Annotated in this window: 15 protein-coding genes and 1 pseudogene; 8 read left to right on the forward strand and 8 right to left on the reverse strand. The window is 62.9% G+C overall.

The window, feature by feature from the left end:
- The first annotated feature begins 69 nt into the window (after positions 1 to 69).
- From NKI85_RS11975 to NKI85_RS12000, 6 genes are all read left to right on the forward strand, one after another.
- Positions 70 to 1,323 (forward strand): ABC transporter substrate-binding protein, encoded by a 1,254-nt coding sequence (locus NKI85_RS11975; protein WP_352531110.1) that lies wholly within the window; start codon positions 70 to 72, stop codon positions 1,321 to 1,323.
- A 396-nt stretch (positions 1,324 to 1,719) separates the two neighbouring features.
- A complete protein-coding gene (locus NKI85_RS11980) occupies positions 1,720 to 2,646 on the forward strand; it encodes a carbohydrate ABC transporter permease (RefSeq protein WP_352525466.1) in 927 nt (308 codons plus the stop codon).
- A complete protein-coding gene (locus NKI85_RS11985; RefSeq protein ID WP_352525465.1) occupies positions 2,646 to 3,503 on the forward strand; it encodes a carbohydrate ABC transporter permease in 858 nt (285 codons plus the stop codon). Before NKI85_RS11980 ends, NKI85_RS11985 begins: the two co-directional genes overlap by 1 nt.
- Before the next feature lie 27 nt (positions 3,504 to 3,530).
- Positions 3,531 to 5,525 carry a glycoside hydrolase family 127 protein gene (locus tag NKI85_RS11990; RefSeq protein WP_352525464.1) on the forward strand — a complete coding sequence of 665 codons (1,995 nt, stop codon included), beginning with the start codon at positions 3,531 to 3,533 and terminating at the stop codon, positions 5,523 to 5,525.
- 101 nt (positions 5,526 to 5,626) lie between these two features.
- Positions 5,627 to 6,790 carry a hypothetical protein gene (locus tag NKI85_RS11995; protein WP_352525463.1) on the forward strand — a complete coding sequence of 388 codons (1,164 nt, stop codon included), beginning with the start codon at positions 5,627 to 5,629 and terminating at the stop codon, positions 6,788 to 6,790.
- On the forward strand, positions 6,777 to 7,565 hold the full coding sequence (locus NKI85_RS12000) for a hypothetical protein (protein WP_352525461.1): 789 nt from the start codon (positions 6,777 to 6,779) through the stop codon (positions 7,563 to 7,565). The genes NKI85_RS11995 and NKI85_RS12000 overlap by 14 nt, the downstream gene beginning before the upstream one ends.
- Here NKI85_RS12000 and NKI85_RS12005 read toward each other — a convergent pair.
- The 4 genes and pseudogenes from NKI85_RS12005 to efp all read right to left on the reverse strand — a co-directional run.
- Positions 7,508 to 7,861: pseudogene (locus NKI85_RS12005) on the reverse strand (GtrA family protein); the annotation flags it as partial. The gene NKI85_RS12000 and the pseudogene NKI85_RS12005 sit on opposite strands and share 58 nt — an antisense overlap.
- On the reverse strand, positions 7,839 to 8,531 hold the full coding sequence (locus NKI85_RS12010; RefSeq protein ID WP_352525460.1) for a class I SAM-dependent methyltransferase: 693 nt from the start codon (positions 8,529 to 8,531) through the stop codon (positions 7,839 to 7,841). The pseudogene NKI85_RS12005 and the gene NKI85_RS12010, both read right to left, overlap by 23 nt.
- Complete coding sequence (locus NKI85_RS12015; RefSeq protein WP_352525458.1) at positions 8,506 to 9,546, reverse strand: glycosyltransferase family 2 protein; 1,041 nt, start codon at positions 9,544 to 9,546, stop codon at positions 8,506 to 8,508. Before NKI85_RS12015 ends, NKI85_RS12010 begins: the two co-directional genes overlap by 26 nt.
- 231 nt (positions 9,547 to 9,777) lie before the next feature.
- A complete protein-coding gene (efp, locus tag NKI85_RS12020) occupies positions 9,778 to 10,344 on the reverse strand; it encodes an elongation factor P (RefSeq protein WP_352452293.1) in 567 nt (188 codons plus the stop codon).
- A gap of 114 nt (positions 10,345 to 10,458) precedes the next feature.
- Here efp and epmA point away from each other — a divergent pair, with 114 nt between their 5' ends.
- Together epmA and NKI85_RS12030 are read left to right on the forward strand one after the other, a co-directional pair.
- Positions 10,459 to 11,505, forward strand: a complete 1,047-nt coding sequence (gene epmA, locus NKI85_RS12025) for an EF-P lysine aminoacylase EpmA (protein WP_352525457.1) — start codon at positions 10,459 to 10,461, stop codon at positions 11,503 to 11,505.
- A gap of 316 nt (positions 11,506 to 11,821) precedes the next feature.
- Positions 11,822 to 12,511 (forward strand): DUF8692 domain-containing protein, encoded by a 690-nt coding sequence (locus NKI85_RS12030; RefSeq protein ID WP_352776769.1) that lies wholly within the window; start codon positions 11,822 to 11,824, stop codon positions 12,509 to 12,511.
- An 87-nt stretch (positions 12,512 to 12,598) separates the two neighbouring features.
- Here the strand turns inward: NKI85_RS12030 and NKI85_RS12035 are convergent, their stop codons facing one another.
- The 4 genes from NKI85_RS12035 to NKI85_RS12050 are packed head-to-tail and all read right to left on the reverse strand — an operon-like array spanning position 12,599 to position 16,909.
- Positions 12,599 to 13,423, reverse strand: coding sequence for an ABC transporter permease (locus tag NKI85_RS12035; RefSeq protein WP_352525453.1), 825 nt, complete (start codon positions 13,421 to 13,423; stop codon positions 12,599 to 12,601).
- Positions 13,424 to 13,425: 2 nt separating this feature from the next.
- Positions 13,426 to 14,706: an ABC transporter permease gene (locus NKI85_RS12040; RefSeq protein ID WP_352776770.1), complete on the reverse strand. Its 1,281-nt coding sequence runs from the start codon at positions 14,704 to 14,706 to the stop codon at positions 13,426 to 13,428.
- A gap of 5 nt (positions 14,707 to 14,711) precedes the next feature.
- Positions 14,712 to 15,761 (reverse strand): ABC transporter substrate-binding protein, encoded by a 1,050-nt coding sequence (locus NKI85_RS12045; RefSeq protein WP_352776771.1) that lies wholly within the window; start codon positions 15,759 to 15,761, stop codon positions 14,712 to 14,714.
- Positions 15,762 to 15,766: 5 nt separating this feature from the next.
- Positions 15,767 to 16,909: an ABC transporter ATP-binding protein gene (locus tag NKI85_RS12050; RefSeq protein ID WP_502896107.1), complete on the reverse strand. Its 1,143-nt coding sequence runs from the start codon at positions 16,907 to 16,909 to the stop codon at positions 15,767 to 15,769.
- Positions 16,910 to 17,042 lie beyond the last annotated feature (133 nt).

The raw sequence follows: 17,042 nt of genomic DNA on the forward strand, positions 1-17,042 counted from the left end.
ACGAACGGGCCGTGCTGATAGTCACCCGCTCGGGGGCGCGGCTAAATTAGAACCATGTGGAGGAGAACCATGAGAACCACCATTACCGGGCTCGCCATCGCCGCGAGCATCCTGGGCACGCTGGCGACAGCCGGGACGGCCGCCGCCGACACCGCCAACATCTGGGTGCGCGCCGACGGCTCGAACTTCATGCCGCGCATCGTCGATGCCTTCAACAAGGGGCATCAGAACCAGATCAAGCTCGACATCATCCCCAATGCCGAGATCATCCCGAAATATGGTGCTGCCGCCGCTGGTGGCACGGCACCCGATGCGCTCTCGCTCGACCTGATCTACACGCCCTCCTTCGCTGCCGCCGGCCAGCTCGAAGACATCACCGACTGGGCGAAATCGCTGCCCTATTTCGCCAGCCTGTCGCCGGCCCATGTCAAGACCGGCACCTATAAGGGCCGCATCTACGGGCTGCCGTTCTCGGCAGACTCTTCAGTGCTGATCTGGAACAAGAAGCTGTTCAAGCAGGCCGGCCTCGATCCGGAAAAGGGTCCGACCAACTGGGCCGAGATCGAAGCCGACGCCGAAAAGGTCAATGCGCTCGGCGGCGACATCAAGGGCTTCTATTTCTCCGGCAATTGCGGCGGCTGCAACATCTTCACCTTCACGCCGCTGATCTGGGCATCGGGCGGCGACATCCTGACTGAGGACGGCTCCAAGGCGACGCTGGACACCCCGCAGATGCGCGGCGCCATCGACCTCTACCGTTCCATGGTCAAGAAGGACCTGGTGCCATCAGGCGCGCAGACCGACACCGGCTCCAACTTCTTTGCCGCCTTCGCCACCGGCAATATCGGCATCTCGCCGTCCGGCGCCTTCGCCATCGGCGCGCTCAACACGCAATATCCCGATATCGACTACGGCATCACCTTCCTGCCCGGCAAGGACGGCGGCTGGTCGTCGTTTGCCGGCGGCGATAATTTCGTCGTCACCAAGGGCACCACCAAAGTCGCGGTGGTGAAGGAGTTCCTCGATTTCGCCTATTCGCTCGAGGGCCAGACCATTCTGGCGAAGTATGGCAGCCTGCCGGTGCGCGGCGACATCGCCAAGGACGCGCTCAAGGACCTTGATCCGCGCTACCAGATCGCCGCCGAAGCCATGGCCAAGGGCCGCACGCCCTATTCGGTGGTGTTCAACGATCTGATAAACTCGGCCAACGGTCCGTGGAACCAGATGATGAACGAGGTCTTCTTTGGCGAAGACGTCGACGGCGCTATCGCCAATGCGCAGGAAACCATGCAGTCGATCATCGATTCGGCGCCGCAGAAGTAAGCGCCGGCCCCACCTCCCCCTCGAGGGGAGGTCGGACCGCAGGTCCGGGTGGGGTCATCTCGGAAGTGCTCGACGGTTCTTTCTGTCGGATCTTTCTGTCGGCGCACTTCCGAGAGGACCCCACCCCCGGCCTTCGGCCGGACCCTCCCCTCAAGGGGGAGGGGGACGCGGCGTCAACAGCAGGACTGTCACGTTGAGAAAAGACCCCCTCATCCGGCCGCTTCGCGGCCACCTTCTCCCCGCTGGGGAGAAGAGCCTGGCATCAACGCTGGCGACCTCCTCTCCCCTCGGGGAGAGGTCGGATTGCCCCGAATTGCCCTTCGCAATTCGGTTGGCAATCCGGGTGAGGGGGTATTCTCCCGATGTGATTGCCCTTCACCCATCGAGCGAACAGCCATGACCACCATCACAGCAATCTCCGCCCCGCCTCGCGCCTACAAACTGGTCGGCGCCGGCCGCCGGCAGTTGATCGGCCTGCTCTATGTCGCGCCGGCCGTTGCCCTGGTCGTGGTCTTCTTCATCGTGCCGCTTTGCATGACCGCCTGGATGTCGCTGCACAACTGGCCGCTGATGGGCGCGCACAGCTTTGTCGGCCTCGATAATTACTGGGCGATCCTGCGCGACACCCGTTTCTGGAACGCGCTGCGTTTCACCGGTTATTACACGGTGGTGGTGACGATCGCGATCTTCGCCGTCGCCTTTCCGCTGGCGCTGTTCATCGAAAGGCCGCGGCCGCTGACCGGCTTATACCGCACCTCCTTCTTCATGCCGGCGGTCATCGGCTTCGCCTCGGCCAGCCTGCTCTGGTCGTGGCTGCTCAATGTCGATTCCGGCCTGTTCAGCCCGGCCGCCTTCGAGCTTGGCCTGACCGAAAAGAAATTCAATCTGCTGGCGACCTTCCAGCCGGCCTTCTGGTCGATCATCGCCATGGTGGTGTGGAAGGTGGCGGGCTTCACCATGATCATCCTGATGACCGGCCTGCAATCGATCCCGCCGGATCTGCAGGAGGCGGCGATGATCGACGGGGCAGGGCCGCTGGCGCGGTTCCGCGCCATCACCCTGCCGCTGATGCGCCGCACGCTAGCACTGGCGCTGATCCTCTCGGTCGCCGGCTCGATCCTCGCCTTCGACCAGTTCTACATCATCCTGCGCGGCGGGCCGCGCAACCAGACGCTGACCGCCGTCTACTGGATCTTCAACCAGTCCTTCGTGTCGTTCAAGCTCGGCTATGGCGCAGCACTTTCGATGATCCTGCTGGTCATCCTGGTGGCGCTCAGCCTCATCCAGCTGCGGCTACTGCGCAATCCGGAGGGTGTCGACTGATGGCGCAGGCTCGCACCCGCAAACGCCGCATCGGCATGCAGATTGCCGAGCACTCGACCGGCATCATCGCATCCATACTGTTCATCGCGCCGATCGTCTGGACCGTTCTTTCGGCCTTCAAGCCGGCGCAGGAGGCGCGTCAGCCGCCGCTGCCGCCCTGGCCGACGACCGGGTTCTCGCTCGAGAACTACGCCACGCTCAACACCTTTGGCGACGGCCTCTGGCTACCGGCGCAGAACAGCATCTATGTCTCTGTCATGACGGTGGTGCTGTCGGTGATCGTCAGCGTGCTGGCCGGCTATGGTTTCTCGCGCTTCCGCTTTCCGCTGAAGAACCTCCTCTTCGTCGTCATCCTGTCGACGATCATGATCCCGTTCCAGTCGATCCTGACGCCGATCTTCCTGGTGTTGACCAAGATCGGCTTGCACAACACGCTGACCGGACTGGTCTGCGTCTACGTCACGCTGCAGCTGCCGTTCTCGATCTTCATGATGCGCAACGCCTTCGACGCGGTGCCGCGTGAGATCGAGGAAGCCGCCCGCATGGACGGCGCCAACAATGTCACCATGCTGCTGAGGGTCATGCTGCCGCTGGTCTGGCCGGGCATCGTCACCATCGCGCTGTTCGCCTTCCTCGGCGCCTGGAACGAGTTTTTGGCAGCCCTGGTGCTGATGACCGACCAGTCCAAATTCACGCTGCCGATCATGATGACGGCGCTGCAGTCCGGCCGCTTCGGCGCCATCGACTGGGGCGCGGTGCAGGCCGGCGTCACCGTGATGATGGTGCCGTGCCTGGTGCTCTTCCTGTTGCTGCAGCGCTTCTACATCCGCGGCCTCATGGCAGGGGCCGTGAAGTGACCAATCGAACCGAACCGGAGTAAATTGATGACCGCATCGCAATCCGCCAAGCCGGCTGCCGAGCTGCGCAAGCCAAAACTCGCCTTCCGGCCGCTGCCGGTGCCGCAGGTCGACGTGCGCGGCTTCTGGGGCGACCGTGTCGATGCCGTCGCCTCAAGGACCGCCGGCATCCTCTATGACCGCTGCGTCGAGGCGCGCATGCTGGAGCAGATCGATCCGGACCGGCCATCGCCCGGCGTCGTCATTCCGTTCCACTCACCCTCGCCGGACGAGGCAGCCACCGCCGGCAACGAGTTCACCGGCTCGACGGTAACGACGCAGATGTTCTGGGACAGCGATTGGGGCAAGACCATCGAGACCGCCGCCTACTCGCTCTACCGCCGCCGCAACGACGAGCTGGAGAAGAAGATCGACGCCGTCATCGACATGTACGGCAAGCTGCAGCAGCCCGACGGCTATCTGTCGAGCTGGTACCAGCGCATCCAGCCGGGCTTGCGCTGGACCAATCTGCGCGATTGCCACGAGCTCTATTGCGCCGGCCATCTGATCGAAGGCGCGGTCGCCTACTACCAGGCCACGGGAAAACGCAAGCTGCTCGACATCATGTGCCGCTATGTCGACCAAATCGCCGAGACGTTCGGTCCCGAGCCGGGCAAGAAGAAAGGCTATTGCGGGCACGAGGAGATCGAGCTGGCGCTGGTCAAGCTGGCGCGGGTGACCGGCGAGCGCAAATATATGGAGCTTGCCAAATACTTCATCGACCAGCGCGGCCTTGAGCCGCATTATTTCGACGAGGAGGCGCGCGCCCGCGGCGCCGACCCCAAGGCCTATCATTTCAAAACCTACGAATACAACCAGTCGCACAGACCGGTGCGCGAGCAGGACAAGGTCGTCGGCCATGCGGTGAGGGCGATGTACCTCTATTCCGGGATGGCCGACATCGCCACCGAATATGGCGACGACACGCTGCGGGTGGCGCTCGACCGCCTGTGGGACGATCTCATGACCAAGAACCTCTACGTCACCGGCGGCCTCGGGCCGTCCTCGCACAATGAGGGTTTTACCGCCGACTTCGACCTGCCCAACGACACCGCCTATGCCGAAACCTGCGCTTCGGTCGGCCTGGTGTTCTGGGCAAGCCGTATGCTCGGCATGGGCCCCAACGCGCGCTACGCCGACATGATGGAGCGGGCGCTCTATAACGGCTCGATCTCGGGCCTGTCGCTCGACGGCTCGCTGTTCTTCTACGAAAATCCGCTCGAGAGCCGCGGCGCCCACCATCGCTGGAAATGGCATCGCTGCCCGTGCTGCCCGCCCAATGTCGGGCGCATGGTCGCCTCGATCGGCAGCTATTTCTACGGCCTGTCGGACGATGCACTGGCCGTCCATCTCTATGGAAACAGCACGGCTCGTTTCGAAATCGCAGGGACGCAAATAGAGCTGACCCAGACCAGCAACTATCCATGGGACGGCGCGGCCTCGATCAGCGTCGAACCGGAAGCGCCGACCGAGTTCACCTTGCATCTGCGCCTGCCGGCCTGGTGCCGCAAGGCAACGCTCAGGGTGAATGGCGCAGATGTCGATCTGGCTGATATCACCAGCGACGGCTATGCCGCGATCCGCCGCGAATGGCGCAAGGGCGACCGTGTCGAGCTCGATCTCGAAATGGCCATCGACCGCCTCTACGCCAACCCGCAGGTGCGGCAGGATATAGGCCGCGTGGCGCTGGCGCGCGGTCCGCTGATCTATTGCGTCGAGGAGACCGACAATTCCAGCCAACTGCACCGCATCGCTTTGCCGCGAACAGCTGACATCGAGGCGCATGAGCAGCCGAACCTTTTGGGCGGCGTCGTAACACTTTCGGCTATTGCCAAAAAGGAGGCATTCGAAAACTGGGAAGAGGGACTCTACCGCACCGAACCGCCGGCGGTGGAGGAAGCGAAAGTCACCGCCGTGCCGTATTTCGCCTGGGACAACCGCGACGCCGGCGAGATGCTGGTCTGGCTCAGAAGCGCCGGATAGCGGTATCGCCATTTGAGCCGCGTTGCATGCCTTGAATTCGCCGGGGCGCGCGTCATCTAGCGTTGAGTGGCGCCAGCCACTTGAACGGGTGGAGGCAGATTTTGGCGCTCGAAGCTGTCGCGCGTCCGAACGCCGGCGGCCGCTTTATTGCGGTAGCCGTCGCGGCGGTGCCGCTGCTGTTCGTCGTCAGTGGACTGGCCATCCGCTATGCCGCATTCACTTCGGTCTCGGCGGAACCAGGCTTCGCGTCCTATGCCCAGGCGCTCTGCCGGTGGGATTGCGCGTGGTATGTCGGTATTTCCGAACACGGTTATGAGCGCTTTCCCGTCCCAAACCAGAGCAATGTCGGACGCTGGGGCTTCTTCCCGCTCTATCCGATGCTGGTGGCGGCGATCCGGTCTGTTTTCCCTTTCCCGACGATACTGGTCGCATCGATCACGTCGATTGCGTGCAGCTACGCCGCCTGTCTGGTGGCCTGGCCGCTGCTCGAGAAGAACATGCGCGCTTATGTGCTGTATTGCGCCTTTCTGCTCAGCGGCCCGTTCTCCTTTCATTTTACGACTTTCCTGACCGAACCTCTTTTCGTGCTCCTGACGTCGTGCGTTTTTCTGGCGCTCAAACGCTCCAGCTATCTGGCTGCGGCACTGTCATCGGCTCTCCTGTCGGCAACCAGGCTCGTCGGAGTGCTCGTTGTATTTGCGACCGTCATTCAGATGTTCAGGGATTACCGGGCAAAGGGCGGATCGACGCTGTCGTTCCCCCATTGGCTGCTTGGCCGACCGGATCTGCTCGTCGCGATCTTCATCTCGCCTGCCGGTCTATTCGCCTACGTCCTGTTCCTCTACCTGACGGTCGGGGACGGCTTTGCCTTCCTGCACGTCCAGCGCGCGTTTGGACGGGTGGCCGGCAATCCGCTCGGCTTTATATGGGATGGGCTCTCGGCCGTTCCGACGGACGGATGGCTGCCCACGGCGCCGCAATGGAGCGCGCTCGCCGCACTCATAGGACTGGCGCTATCGGCGGTTCTGGCGGTTCGCAGGCAATATGGCGCCGCGCTGTTCTGCGCCTGCTGCATCATCCTGCCGCTGATCACGAACCTGGCCTCGATGGTCAGATACGTCGTTGGGCTTGCGCCTCTGACAATGGTGTTGGCCATGCTGCTGTCGGCGTCGAAGCTGACTTATCTTGCGGCTCTGGGCCTCTTCCTCAGCGCCTGTTATTTCATGACCGTGGCGTGGATCGGGGGCTATCTTGCCCTGGTCTAGCACTCCGGGCCCGCATCGGCGCGCGGCCTCGCTTGGCGGCTACACGCTGGCGGCGGTTCTGGCCGGGGCGGAAATCATCATCCTTGCGCTTGCTCTCAATCCAAACGTCAATGCCGATTATCGCGCCTATTACATTGATCGGACGACGACCTGCCTCAATCGCGATGCGGTCGGCAGCTACACACATGGCGAGACGGTGTCGTTCCGGTCCGACGGAGCCAAAAAGGCAACCGGCATGATGGTCTGTGGCTGGTCGGGGCCGGTAGCCGACGGCACCCATTCGCTGGGCGAGACCTCGCGGCTTCGCCTGGAGATACCGCCGCTCCGCGACAGCCTGACGGCCACGCTGCAAATGGCCGCCGTCATTCGTCCACCACAGATCACGCAAAGGGTTGTGATCTCGGTGAACGGCGTTCGGGTGCATGCGGTGACGCTGTCTGGCAAAGAGCCACGCACGGTCACGTTCGTCATTCCACCGGCGGTCCTCGCCGAGGCCAAGACATTCGACATCGCCTTCGACTACCTCGACGGCATTCCGCCAAGTCCGGCCGCCAGCAACATCTATAAGCGCTCCATCAAATTGTTATCGTTCCGGCTCGATCCCATTGAGCCGGGTCAGGGCGGGCGATCACGTTGCTGGCCAGGTCTTCGCTGCGCAAAAACCCACCGGTCGAGCATGAGAAGATTGACCGCTGGAACAAGCAAGCATGTAACCAGAATGGCAATGATCGGCGGCAGGCCGAGTTTGGCCGTCAAAAGCGCCGGCGCGGCGTAGGCCACAGCGAAGCCTGTCGCCGTCAGCAAGAAAAAACGCGGAGCTTCCGATCGATGCGATCCGCTCGATGCGAAGGTTACCAACTTATGCGCAAGATAAGAAAACAGGGCGGCTGCGGTGTAAGCCGCGAGCGAGGCACCGACCGGCGAGAGGCCGAACCGTTGCCATTTTGCCAAAGCGGTGGCCAGCACTGCATAAAGGATCGTTGCGGCGATGCCGACGGACCCGAAGCGCGCCAGCAGTCTCAGCCCGGCGTCGCCGGTCGAACGGCGCTCAGACATGCGCACTGCACGCATACTGCGCTCCAAGCGGCAAAGGCGCGAATACGCGCTCGACTCTTCTGGCCAAGGGCCTTGCCGACGGCAGCAGCAGGAAATGCTCGGATCGGATGTCCGTGAAGCCGGTCGCCCGAAAGAGGGACGCTGCGGTGGCGGCGTTGAGGAGGACCGCGTCGTGGTCGAACGGACACCGAAACACCGCAAGACGCGTCAGTGGATTATAGGGATTGTGCTCGATGATGCAGGCGACGCCGCCTGGCCGCACGACGCGCCGCATTTCCAGGAAGAAATCGAGCCAGACAGCGCGCGAGACATGATGGACGACACAACTGGCGAAAGCCAGATCGAACGTGCCGTCCTCATAAGGCAGCCCCTGCGTGCTGCAGGTCCTGTAGGCCACACGCGGATTGTGTTGGCTGGCGCGCAAAATCGAGTCTTGCGAGACGTCGCAACCATCGAGGCTGTCGAAAGCGCCGTCGAGGTAGGGGTGGAGCGAACCGACGCCGCAGCCGACATCCAGCGCCGTTACAGCCGACCCACCCTGCCGAAGCTTTCGCTCGACCACCAGACGCCGCAGCAGGTCCGCCTTGGCGACAAGGAAGAAGTCGTGCCTGAGTCCGGAAAACCGGATGGACCCTTCGACCGCCTCGCCATAGTTGGAATTATAGCTGTCGAAGAGTTCGCCCATTGGCGGGGACTCCACTCCTGGGCTTGTGAAACGATCGGCGGCGCTCACCAGAGACGGCACGCATCGCCTCGTCGAAGCCGGTGAGCCGATCGATCACGTACAGCGGGCGGCGTTTCACCTCGGCGTGGATGCTGCCAACATAGAGCCCGACCACGCCGGTCATGAAAAGATTAATGCCGCACAGGAGCGACACGATCACCACCGTGGATGTCCACCCGGCAATGATGCCGGCTTCAAAAAACCAGGCAAACATGGCGTAGGCACCAAAGACCACCGCAAGCGCGGAAATGGCCAGTCCGCCCCAGAGCGCCAGGCGCAACGGCTTCTCGGAGAAACTGACGATGCCGTGAACCGCAAGGTGCATCATCTTCCAGAATGGGTATTTGGTCTGGCCCAGGGTTCGCGCGTGGCGCTCAAATGGCACTGCCGTCTGCTTGAAGCCCATCCAGCCGAACATGCCCCTGACGAAGCGGTCATGTTCGGGCATACGCTTGAAGGTTTCCAGTGCCTTGCGGCCGACCAGGCGGAAGTCGCCGACGTCGCGCGGAATATCGACCGAAGTCATTTTCTCCAGCAGGCGATAGAAAAGACTTGCCGTAAAGCGCTTGAACCAGGATTCGCCCTCGCGCTTGACTCGGCGGGCATAGACGATCTCGAAGCCTTCCTTCCACTTAGCTATCAGATCGAGAACGACTTCCGGCGGGTCCTGCAGGTCGGCATCCATGACGATGACGGCATCGCCCGCAGCGGCGTCCATACCGGCGGTAATCGCCACCTGGTGACCGAAATTGCGGGAAAATTCGATCAGCCGAAAGCGCGGCTCGGCGGCAACCACCTTTTGGAGGTATTCGACGCTTCCATCGAGGCTTCCGTCATCGACGAAGATGGCCTCCGTTTCGCCGTCCAGCCGACCGATAAGCGAACTGATCCGCTCGATCAGCCGAGGCAGCACCTGTTCTTCATTGTAGATGGGCAGGACCAGCGAGTAGCGAGGCGGTGACCTGTTCACCGTCATTCCAGGGCCATGGACCACAGACTCTCGCATGCGGTTGAAAATGGAACGAAAGCTACAAAGTTCCAAAGGTATGCAAGAAACTGCTAATTTAGCCAGTTCTGGATAGAATACCGGTTCTCAACGAGGTGATGGGCTTCCGCATCGAAGCGCGAACTGTCAGGAGACCGCCGGCGAGCTTCGCTTTGGCGTGCGCTAGCACAAGCCATTGACCGGTCTGAAGACCGCCGCGCTCTAGTCCTTCGCGCGCTCGACATAGGCGCCATCCGCAGTCATCACCACCACGCGGGTGCCGGCGCTGATGTGTGGCGGTACCAGGGTGCGCACGCCGTTGGACAGCGTTGCCGGCTTATACGATGAGGACGCCGTCTGGCCCTTGGTCACCGGCTCGGTCTCGACCACCTCGAAAGTGGCGCGCTGCGGCAGTACCAGCGAGATGGCGATGTTGTTGTACTGCGAGATCTGCACCGGCATGCCTTCGACCAGATAGGGGGCCATGTCGCCGACCACGCTTTCCGGCACCGCGACCTGGTCGTAGCTCTCCGGGTTCATGAAGTGAAAGCCTTCGCCGTCGCGATAGAGGAACGTGTGCTCGCGCTCCTCGACATAGGCGCGCTCGACCTGCTCGGTGGTGCGGTAACGCTCGGAAACCTTTACCCCGTCAGAGATACGCCGCATGTCGAGCTGGGTGACCGGCGTACCCTTGCCAGGATGAATGTTTTCGGCAAAGAGGATCACATAGAGCTTGCCGTCCTTTTCGACGACGTTGCCTTTACGTAAGGAGCTGGCGATGACCTTCACGGGTTTCCATCCTGCTAAAATTTGTTGGCGCAAATCGGCTGGAGAGGCCGTTGCGTGCGGCCTAGCGCATCTTGGCAGCAATCGCCAGCCCTCTGTGCAATTCCCCTGAAGTCGATGACCGCCGCCTCGCCCTGGTGGACACCGCATGTCCACGCCGACCGCCGGCCGCGGCTGATCCTGCGCAATGCCATTGCCGCCAGCATGCGCGACTGGTTCGCCCGCCGCGACTTCGTCGAGGTGGAAACATCGGCCCTCCAGATCTCGCCCGGCAATGAAGCGCATCTGTCGGCCTTTGCCACCGAGGCGATCGGGCCGGACGGCGCGCGCCAGCCGCTCTACCTCCACACTTCGCCGGAATTCGCCTGCAAGAAACTGCTTGCCGCCGGCGAGGAGCGCATCTTCAGCCTCGGTGCTGTGTGGCGCAACCGCGAGCGCGGCCCCTTGCACCATCCGGAGTTCACCATGCTCGAATGGTACCGCGTCGGCGAGATCTATGAGAGCCTGATGCACGATTGCGCCGAGCTCGTCGCGCTGGCGGCCGAACGGGCGGGCGCAAAGCGCTTCGGCTTCCGCGGCCGCGAGGCCGACCCGTTCGCCGAGCCGGAACGGTTGAGCGTCGCCGAAGCCTTCATGCGCCATGCCGGCATCGATCTGCTGGCGACGGTGGCAGCCGATGGCAGCACCGACCGCGCGGGGTTGCACGCCGCCCTGGTCCAGGCCGGGTTGCGGACCGCGCCGGACGACAATTGGGCCGACCTGTTCAGCCGGGTGATGGTCGAGAAAATCGAACCGGCGCTGGGGCAGGGACGCGCCACCATCCTTTTCGGATATCCGATCTCGGAGGCGGCATTGGCCCGGCCGAGCGCCGACGATCCGCGCACCGCCGAGCGCTTCGAGCTCTATTGCTGCGGCGTCGAACTCGCCAACGCCTTTGGCGAGTTGACCGACCCAGCCGAGCAACGCCGGCGCTTTGCCGCCGAAATGGACGAAAAGCAGCGCGTCTATGGCGAACGCTACCCGATCGACGAGGATTTCCTCGCCGCGCTCGCCATAATCCCGCAAGCAAGCGGCGCGGCGCTCGGTTTCGATCGGCTGGTGATGCTCGCCACCGGCGCGCTCAGGATCGACGACGTGATCTGGACGCCGGTGGCCGGCTCCTGACGACAGGTTGGGCTGACCGACGCATCAGATTTGCAACCAATTAGATGGTCAGGCCAGGCCGCCGCTGGCTGCGTCGGCCAGAAGATTAGCGACGACGAGCAGAATAATCGACAGACCCATCATCAGCGTGGCGGCGGCGGTGACTGCCGGGAGAGCTTTTCGCGCAGGCCGTTGGCACTGGCGAGGAACTGCACCATGACGACCTCGTCATGGGCGAAGCGCTGCAACCCTTCCGTGTGTTGCCGCGCTCTTGGTGGGCCGGCATAGTGCTGGCGGAGTTCTCGGCGCAGCGGAGCTAGCCGCCATCGTACTCAGAATGGCCTTCGGCACAATGCCAGACAAGAACGCGCTGAACACAAAGCATGGCGGCGAATGGACAATGTCCTGGCGCTTGGTCATACTTGCGGCCGCAGCGATTAACGTTGTGATGCTCTTGGCCGCGCTGTTCGTCGCGCAAATTCTTGGTCTGGACGCTACAATCTTCTATCGAGATCCATCTGCAGCCGCCGATGTCGGCTTCTATACGGGGTGGATTTCGTCCCTCGGTGCTTCACTATGGATCGGCACCGGCGCGGCGACCCTGTTTGCTGGCCTGCTCACGCACCGATGGGATTGCACGTTTCTCGGCGGCCTTACCCTGGTCATGGGCCTCGATGACCTGTTGTTGATCCATGAGGACGTGCTGCCGGTTGTTGCGATACCAGAGATTGTTACGATGATTGCCTACGCCGTCGCCGGGTTGTTCTGGTTCTTTCGGCTGCGACGGAAGACATTCGACGGCACGATGGTATTTGTGGCCGCAGGCTTCTTACTCGCGATGTCAGCAGCGATCGACCAGCTGGGAGAGCTGTTTCCTAGCCCGGGTTCGGCGGTCGACATCGCCGAAGACGCTGTCAAAGAGCTTGGCATCTTCCTTTGGGCGGCAGGTGCCGTTGGGTACGCGGCGATGGTGACACGATTGGGCCGCCCGTGGGTGGATCCAGCCGATCCCAACTCTACAGGCTGACTGTCGCACACGCCGCATCTTCGACTAGCGCCGACGCCGCCAGCGGTGCCGCCGTCGCGGCGCCCGCCTGATAGGGCTCGTATGCCTTCACTCGATGCGCGGTCGCTGCCTGCCACGGCGGGCCAGAAGATTAGCGACGACGAGCAGGATGATCGACAGCCCCATCATCAGCGTGGCGGCGGCGGTGATTGCCGGGGAGAGCTTCTCGCGCAGCCCGATGAACATTTCGAGCGGCATGGTGCGCTGATTGGCGCTGGCCAGGAACTGCACCACGACGACCTCGTCGAACGAGGTGACAAAGGCGAAAGCGGCCCCTGACAGCACGCCGGGCAGGATCAGCGGCAGCATCACCCTGAAGAACGATGTGATGGGCTTTGCTCCGGAGATGGCTGCAGCGCGCATCAGATTGCGGTCGAAGCCGGTGAGGCTCGCTCCCACCGTGATGACGACGAACGGGCTGGCGAGCGCGGTGTGCGCCAGGATGATGCCGGCATAGGTGCTGGCCAGGCCGACGCGGGCATAGAACAGATATGAGCCGACGGCGGTGATCACCACCGGCACGATCAGCGGCGACAGCAGCAGCGGCATGACGATGCGGCGGCCGGGAAACTTTTCGTCCGAAAGCGCAATCGCCGTCAACGTACCGAGTATCGTTGCGATCAGCGTCGTCCCGAACGCAACGATCAGGCTGTTGCCGATCGCCGATTGCCAGCGTTGGGTTCCGAGCACGACCGCGTACCAGCGCGTCGAAAATCCCTCCAGCGGAAAGATGAAGAAGGCGCCGCTGTTGAACGACAAGGGGACGGGAATGAGGATCGGCACGAGGAGGAACAGGATCACCATGCCGCACCACAGCCACAGCAGCCCGATGCGGACGCGCTCACCAAGGGTTGGATAGGGAGACAACAACATGGCTATACCAGCTTGAGGCGGTCGAGGCCGAGGATACGGGCGAAGATGCCGAACAGCGCCACGGTAAAGACGAGCAGGATGAAGCTCAGCGCTGCCGCCATCTCCCAGTTCAGTTCGACATTGACGTAGTTGGCGATGAAGTTGCTGATCAACTGGTCGCTGGCGCCGCCGATCAGCGCCGGGGTGATGTAGTAGCCAAGGCAGAGGATGAAGGTGAGCAAACAGCCCGCCATCACGCCCGGAAAGACCTGCGGAAGGTAGACGCGGCGGAATGCGGTTAAGGGTTTTGCGCCAAGCGAATAGGCGGCCCTCATCTGCGACGGCTGGATCGTGCGCATGACGCTGTAGATCGGCAGCAGCGTGAACGGCAGCTGGATGTGGGTCATGGCGATGATCAGGCCGACGCGGCTGTACATCAGGTCGAGCCGGTCGTCGGCAATGCCGAGCCACAGCAGCAGGTCGTTGACCAGGCCGAATTTCTGCAGGAGCACGGTCCAGGCCGCGGTTCGCACCAGGATCGACGTCCAGAATGGCAGCAGCACCGCGACGATGAGGATGGCGGCGAGGCCCTTGGGCACCGAGGCGATGAGGTAGGCGAGGGGAAAGCCCAGAATCAGCGTGGCGAGCGTCACCGCCGCGGCGACGAAGAATGTGCGCATGAATACCTGCAGGAAGATCGCCTGTTCCGGCGGCACTCTTTCAATGCCTCCATCGGCGTTCCAGCGCAGATCAAGCGCGCTCAGCAAGTAGAACGACGTCACGCTATGGGTGCCGCTCTCGATGACCGGCCACGTGCCCGGCGCCGACCAGAACGGCACCGCTTTCATCACCTCAAGCGGGGCCCTGTCGGCAGCCTCAAGTTGGCGTACCGTCTTGAGCACCTGACTGCGCGCACCGGGCAGGCGGGCGTTGAGGCTCTTGGCAAGTTCGTAGGCGGTGCCCTTGGCCTGATTGTCGCGGAGGTCGGCGGCAAGGGCCAGGAAGGCGGCGTCGCCGGGCAGTCCCGCGCCGTTCCAGCCGCGCAGCGCTTGGCTGGTCTGCGGCAAGGCGTCGAAAATCGTCGGATCATAGACGGCGCGCGACAGAAGCAGGACGATCGGGATGCCGAAGCTCAGCGCCAGTAGCACCAGCAAAGGCGCCGCCAGCACCAGCGACCGCAATCGGTCGCCGAACTCGGCGCGCCGAAGTTTTGCCGTGACGGATTTCGCCGCGTTGGCATCGGCGGCCGGCCGGTCGCGCGCGATGTGCGGCCGGTCCAGCTTCGTGGGCTCAAGCGCCGTCATTTTTCCTACTGCGCGAGCCAGGCGTTGAAACGCTTGACCAGATCCTCGCCATAGTCGCCCCAGAATTCGGTATCGGCGACCAGATAAGCGGTCATGTGGTCAGGCGCGTTCGGCAATTTGGGCAGGGCGTCCGGCGCGACAAAGGAAGCTGCATCGGTGCGCACCGGCCCATAGGTGATGTAGCTGGCGAGCTTGGCGTTGTTTTCCGGCTGGCTGATATAGGCAAGGTATTTGTAGGCCAGCTCTGGGTTCTTGGCGCCCTTCGGAATGGCGATCATGTCGTATTCGAGGATCTGGTTGTTCCAGACGATCTTGAATGGCGCCCCGTCCTTGTCGATCGCATTCTGGATACGGCCGTTCCAGGCGGTGGTCATCACCACTTCCTTGGATGCGAGGAGCTGCGGCGGCTGTGCGCCGGCATCCCGCCAGACGATGTCTTTCTTGATGGTGTCGAGTTTCTTGAAGGCGCGGTCGACGCCCTCCGGCGTGGCCAGCACCTTGTAGACATCGGCCGGCGCGACGCCATCGGCCATCAGCGCCCATTCCAAATTCTGCGCCGGGAACTTGCGCATCGCGCGCTTGCCCGGAAACTTGGTCGTGTCGAAGATGTCGAGCACCGAGGTCGGGGCCTCTTTCAGCACGTTGGGGTCATAGGCGAGCACGTCGCCATAGGCGTCGAGGCCGACGCCGCAGTCGAGCGCGGAGCCTTCGAGGAACTTTTCGCGCGGCGCGATCTTGGAATAGTCGAGGCGCTCGAGAATGCCGGCGTCGCAACCCTGCAGCACGGTCGCGGTCTCGACCGTCACCAGGTCGATCGGCACGTTGCCGGTATCGACCATGGCTTTGACCTTGCCGAGATCGCCAAGATATTCCTGCTCGACGATCTTGGCACCGGTCTCTTTGCTGAACGGCTCGAACCATGCCTTGCGCTGGGCATCCTGCCAGGCGCCGCCGCTGGCCATGATCGAAAGCTCGTCGGCGAAGGCGACATGTCCTGACGTGATGAATGCTGTGGCTGCCGCGAAGGCGAACAGCCGGGCTTTTGTGATTTTCATTGTTCTTATTCCCCTGTTTTCGAGATGGAACCGCCTGTTCCGGCATCGGCCGGAAAGGCACGGCAGTCGTTGGGCGCGCAGGAAACCGTGACCGGTTCCCCGTTGCCCATGGTCGTTTCGGGGCCGACCTTGACGGTCAGCACCTGTCCGTTTTCCAGCCTGGCCAAAAGACGCTGGTGGTCGCCGAGATAGATGCGGCCATCGACCGTGCCGGCCAGCCCATTTGCTCCTTTCGAAGCGGGTGCAAGCTTCAGCCGCTCCGGGCGGATGGCGACATGGCAGGCTGCGCCCTCCGCAACTCCGATGGCGAGCGCTGTGATCGAACCACCACCGTCCAGCGCGACGCGGCACTCCTTGCCAGAGACGCGTTCGACCTTGCCGAGCAGCGTATTGTTCTCGCCGATGAAGCTTGCGACAAACGAAGTTTGCGGCGCGTTGTAGAGATCATCCGGCGAACCGAGCTGGGCAATCCCGCCATTGTTGAAGACGGCGACGCGGTCCGACATCGTCAGCGCCTCGCTCTGGTCGTGTGTCACATAGACGATGGTGACGCCGAGCATTGTGTGCAGCTGCTTGATTTCGAGCTGCATGTGCTCGCGCAGCTTCTTGTCGAGCGCGCCGAGCGGCTCGTCCATCAGCACCAGGCTCGGCTCGAACACCAACGCGCGGGCAAGCGCGACGCGCTGCTGCTGACCGCCGGAAAGCTGTGCCGGCCGCCGGTCGCCGAACTGCCGCAGCCGCACCATGTCGAGCGCGCGGCCGACGCGGGAGGAAATGTCCGCCTTGGTGATCTTGCGGACGGAAAGCGGGAAGGCGACGTTTTCCTCGACGCTCATGTGAGGAAATAGGGCGTAGTTCTGGAACACCATGCCGATGTTGCGTTGATACGGCGGCAGCCTGTCGACCGACCGGCCTTCAAGCGTGATGACGCCGCTGGTCGGCCGTTCGAACCCGGCAAGCATGTTGAGCGTCGTCGTCTTGCCCGAACCGGAGGGGCCGAGAAGGGTGAGGAACTCGCCGCGCGCCACGCCGAGGTTCAGCCGCGTTACCGCGAAGGTCCGGCCGTCATAGGATTTCTCGACGCCGACAAACTCGACAAATCCATGGCTGCCGGCATCGGCGCCCGCTGCCGAATCGGCGCCTGCCAGCGCTGCCGGTTGGACGGTCACGAACGGAAATCCGTCGAGCTGCGGCAGAGGCTGCTTGTTGAAACGAGGTGGTGCTTGCCGTGCATGTGTCGGTCTCGCATGACGCTGCCGCACAATGGCGGCAAACCAAACT

The organism is Mesorhizobium sp. M0571, assembly GCF_040320985.1.
Taxonomy (GTDB): domain Bacteria; phylum Pseudomonadota; class Alphaproteobacteria; order Rhizobiales; family Rhizobiaceae; genus Mesorhizobium.

Excerpts from the sequence above, each read along its gene's own strand:
- NKI85_RS11975 (WP_352531110.1), top strand. The coding sequence starts at position 70 with ATGAGAACCACCATTACCGGGCTCGCCATCGCCGCGAGCATCCTGGGC.
- NKI85_RS11980 (WP_352525466.1), top strand. The coding sequence starts at position 1,720 with ATGACCACCATCACAGCAATCTCCGCCCCGCCTCGCGCCTACAAACTG.
- NKI85_RS11985 (WP_352525465.1), top strand. The coding sequence starts at position 2,646 with ATGGCGCAGGCTCGCACCCGCAAACGCCGCATCGGCATGCAGATTGCC.
- NKI85_RS11990 (WP_352525464.1), top strand. The coding sequence starts at position 3,531 with ATGACCGCATCGCAATCCGCCAAGCCGGCTGCCGAGCTGCGCAAGCCA.
- NKI85_RS12010 (WP_352525460.1), bottom strand. The coding sequence starts at position 8,531 with ATGGGCGAACTCTTCGACAGCTATAATTCCAACTATGGCGAGGCGGTC.
- NKI85_RS12015 (WP_352525458.1), bottom strand. The coding sequence starts at position 9,546 with ATGACGGTGAACAGGTCACCGCCTCGCTACTCGCTGGTCCTGCCCATC.
- epmA (WP_352525457.1), top strand. The coding sequence starts at position 10,459 with ATGACCGCCGCCTCGCCCTGGTGGACACCGCATGTCCACGCCGACCGC.
- NKI85_RS12030 (WP_352776769.1), top strand. The coding sequence starts at position 11,822 with ATGGCCTTCGGCACAATGCCAGACAAGAACGCGCTGAACACAAAGCAT.
- NKI85_RS12035 (WP_352525453.1), bottom strand. The coding sequence starts at position 13,423 with ATGTTGTTGTCTCCCTATCCAACCCTTGGTGAGCGCGTCCGCATCGGG.
- NKI85_RS12040 (WP_352776770.1), bottom strand. The coding sequence starts at position 14,706 with ATGACGGCGCTTGAGCCCACGAAGCTGGACCGGCCGCACATCGCGCGC.
- NKI85_RS12045 (WP_352776771.1), bottom strand. The coding sequence starts at position 15,761 with ATGAAAATCACAAAAGCCCGGCTGTTCGCCTTCGCGGCAGCCACAGCA.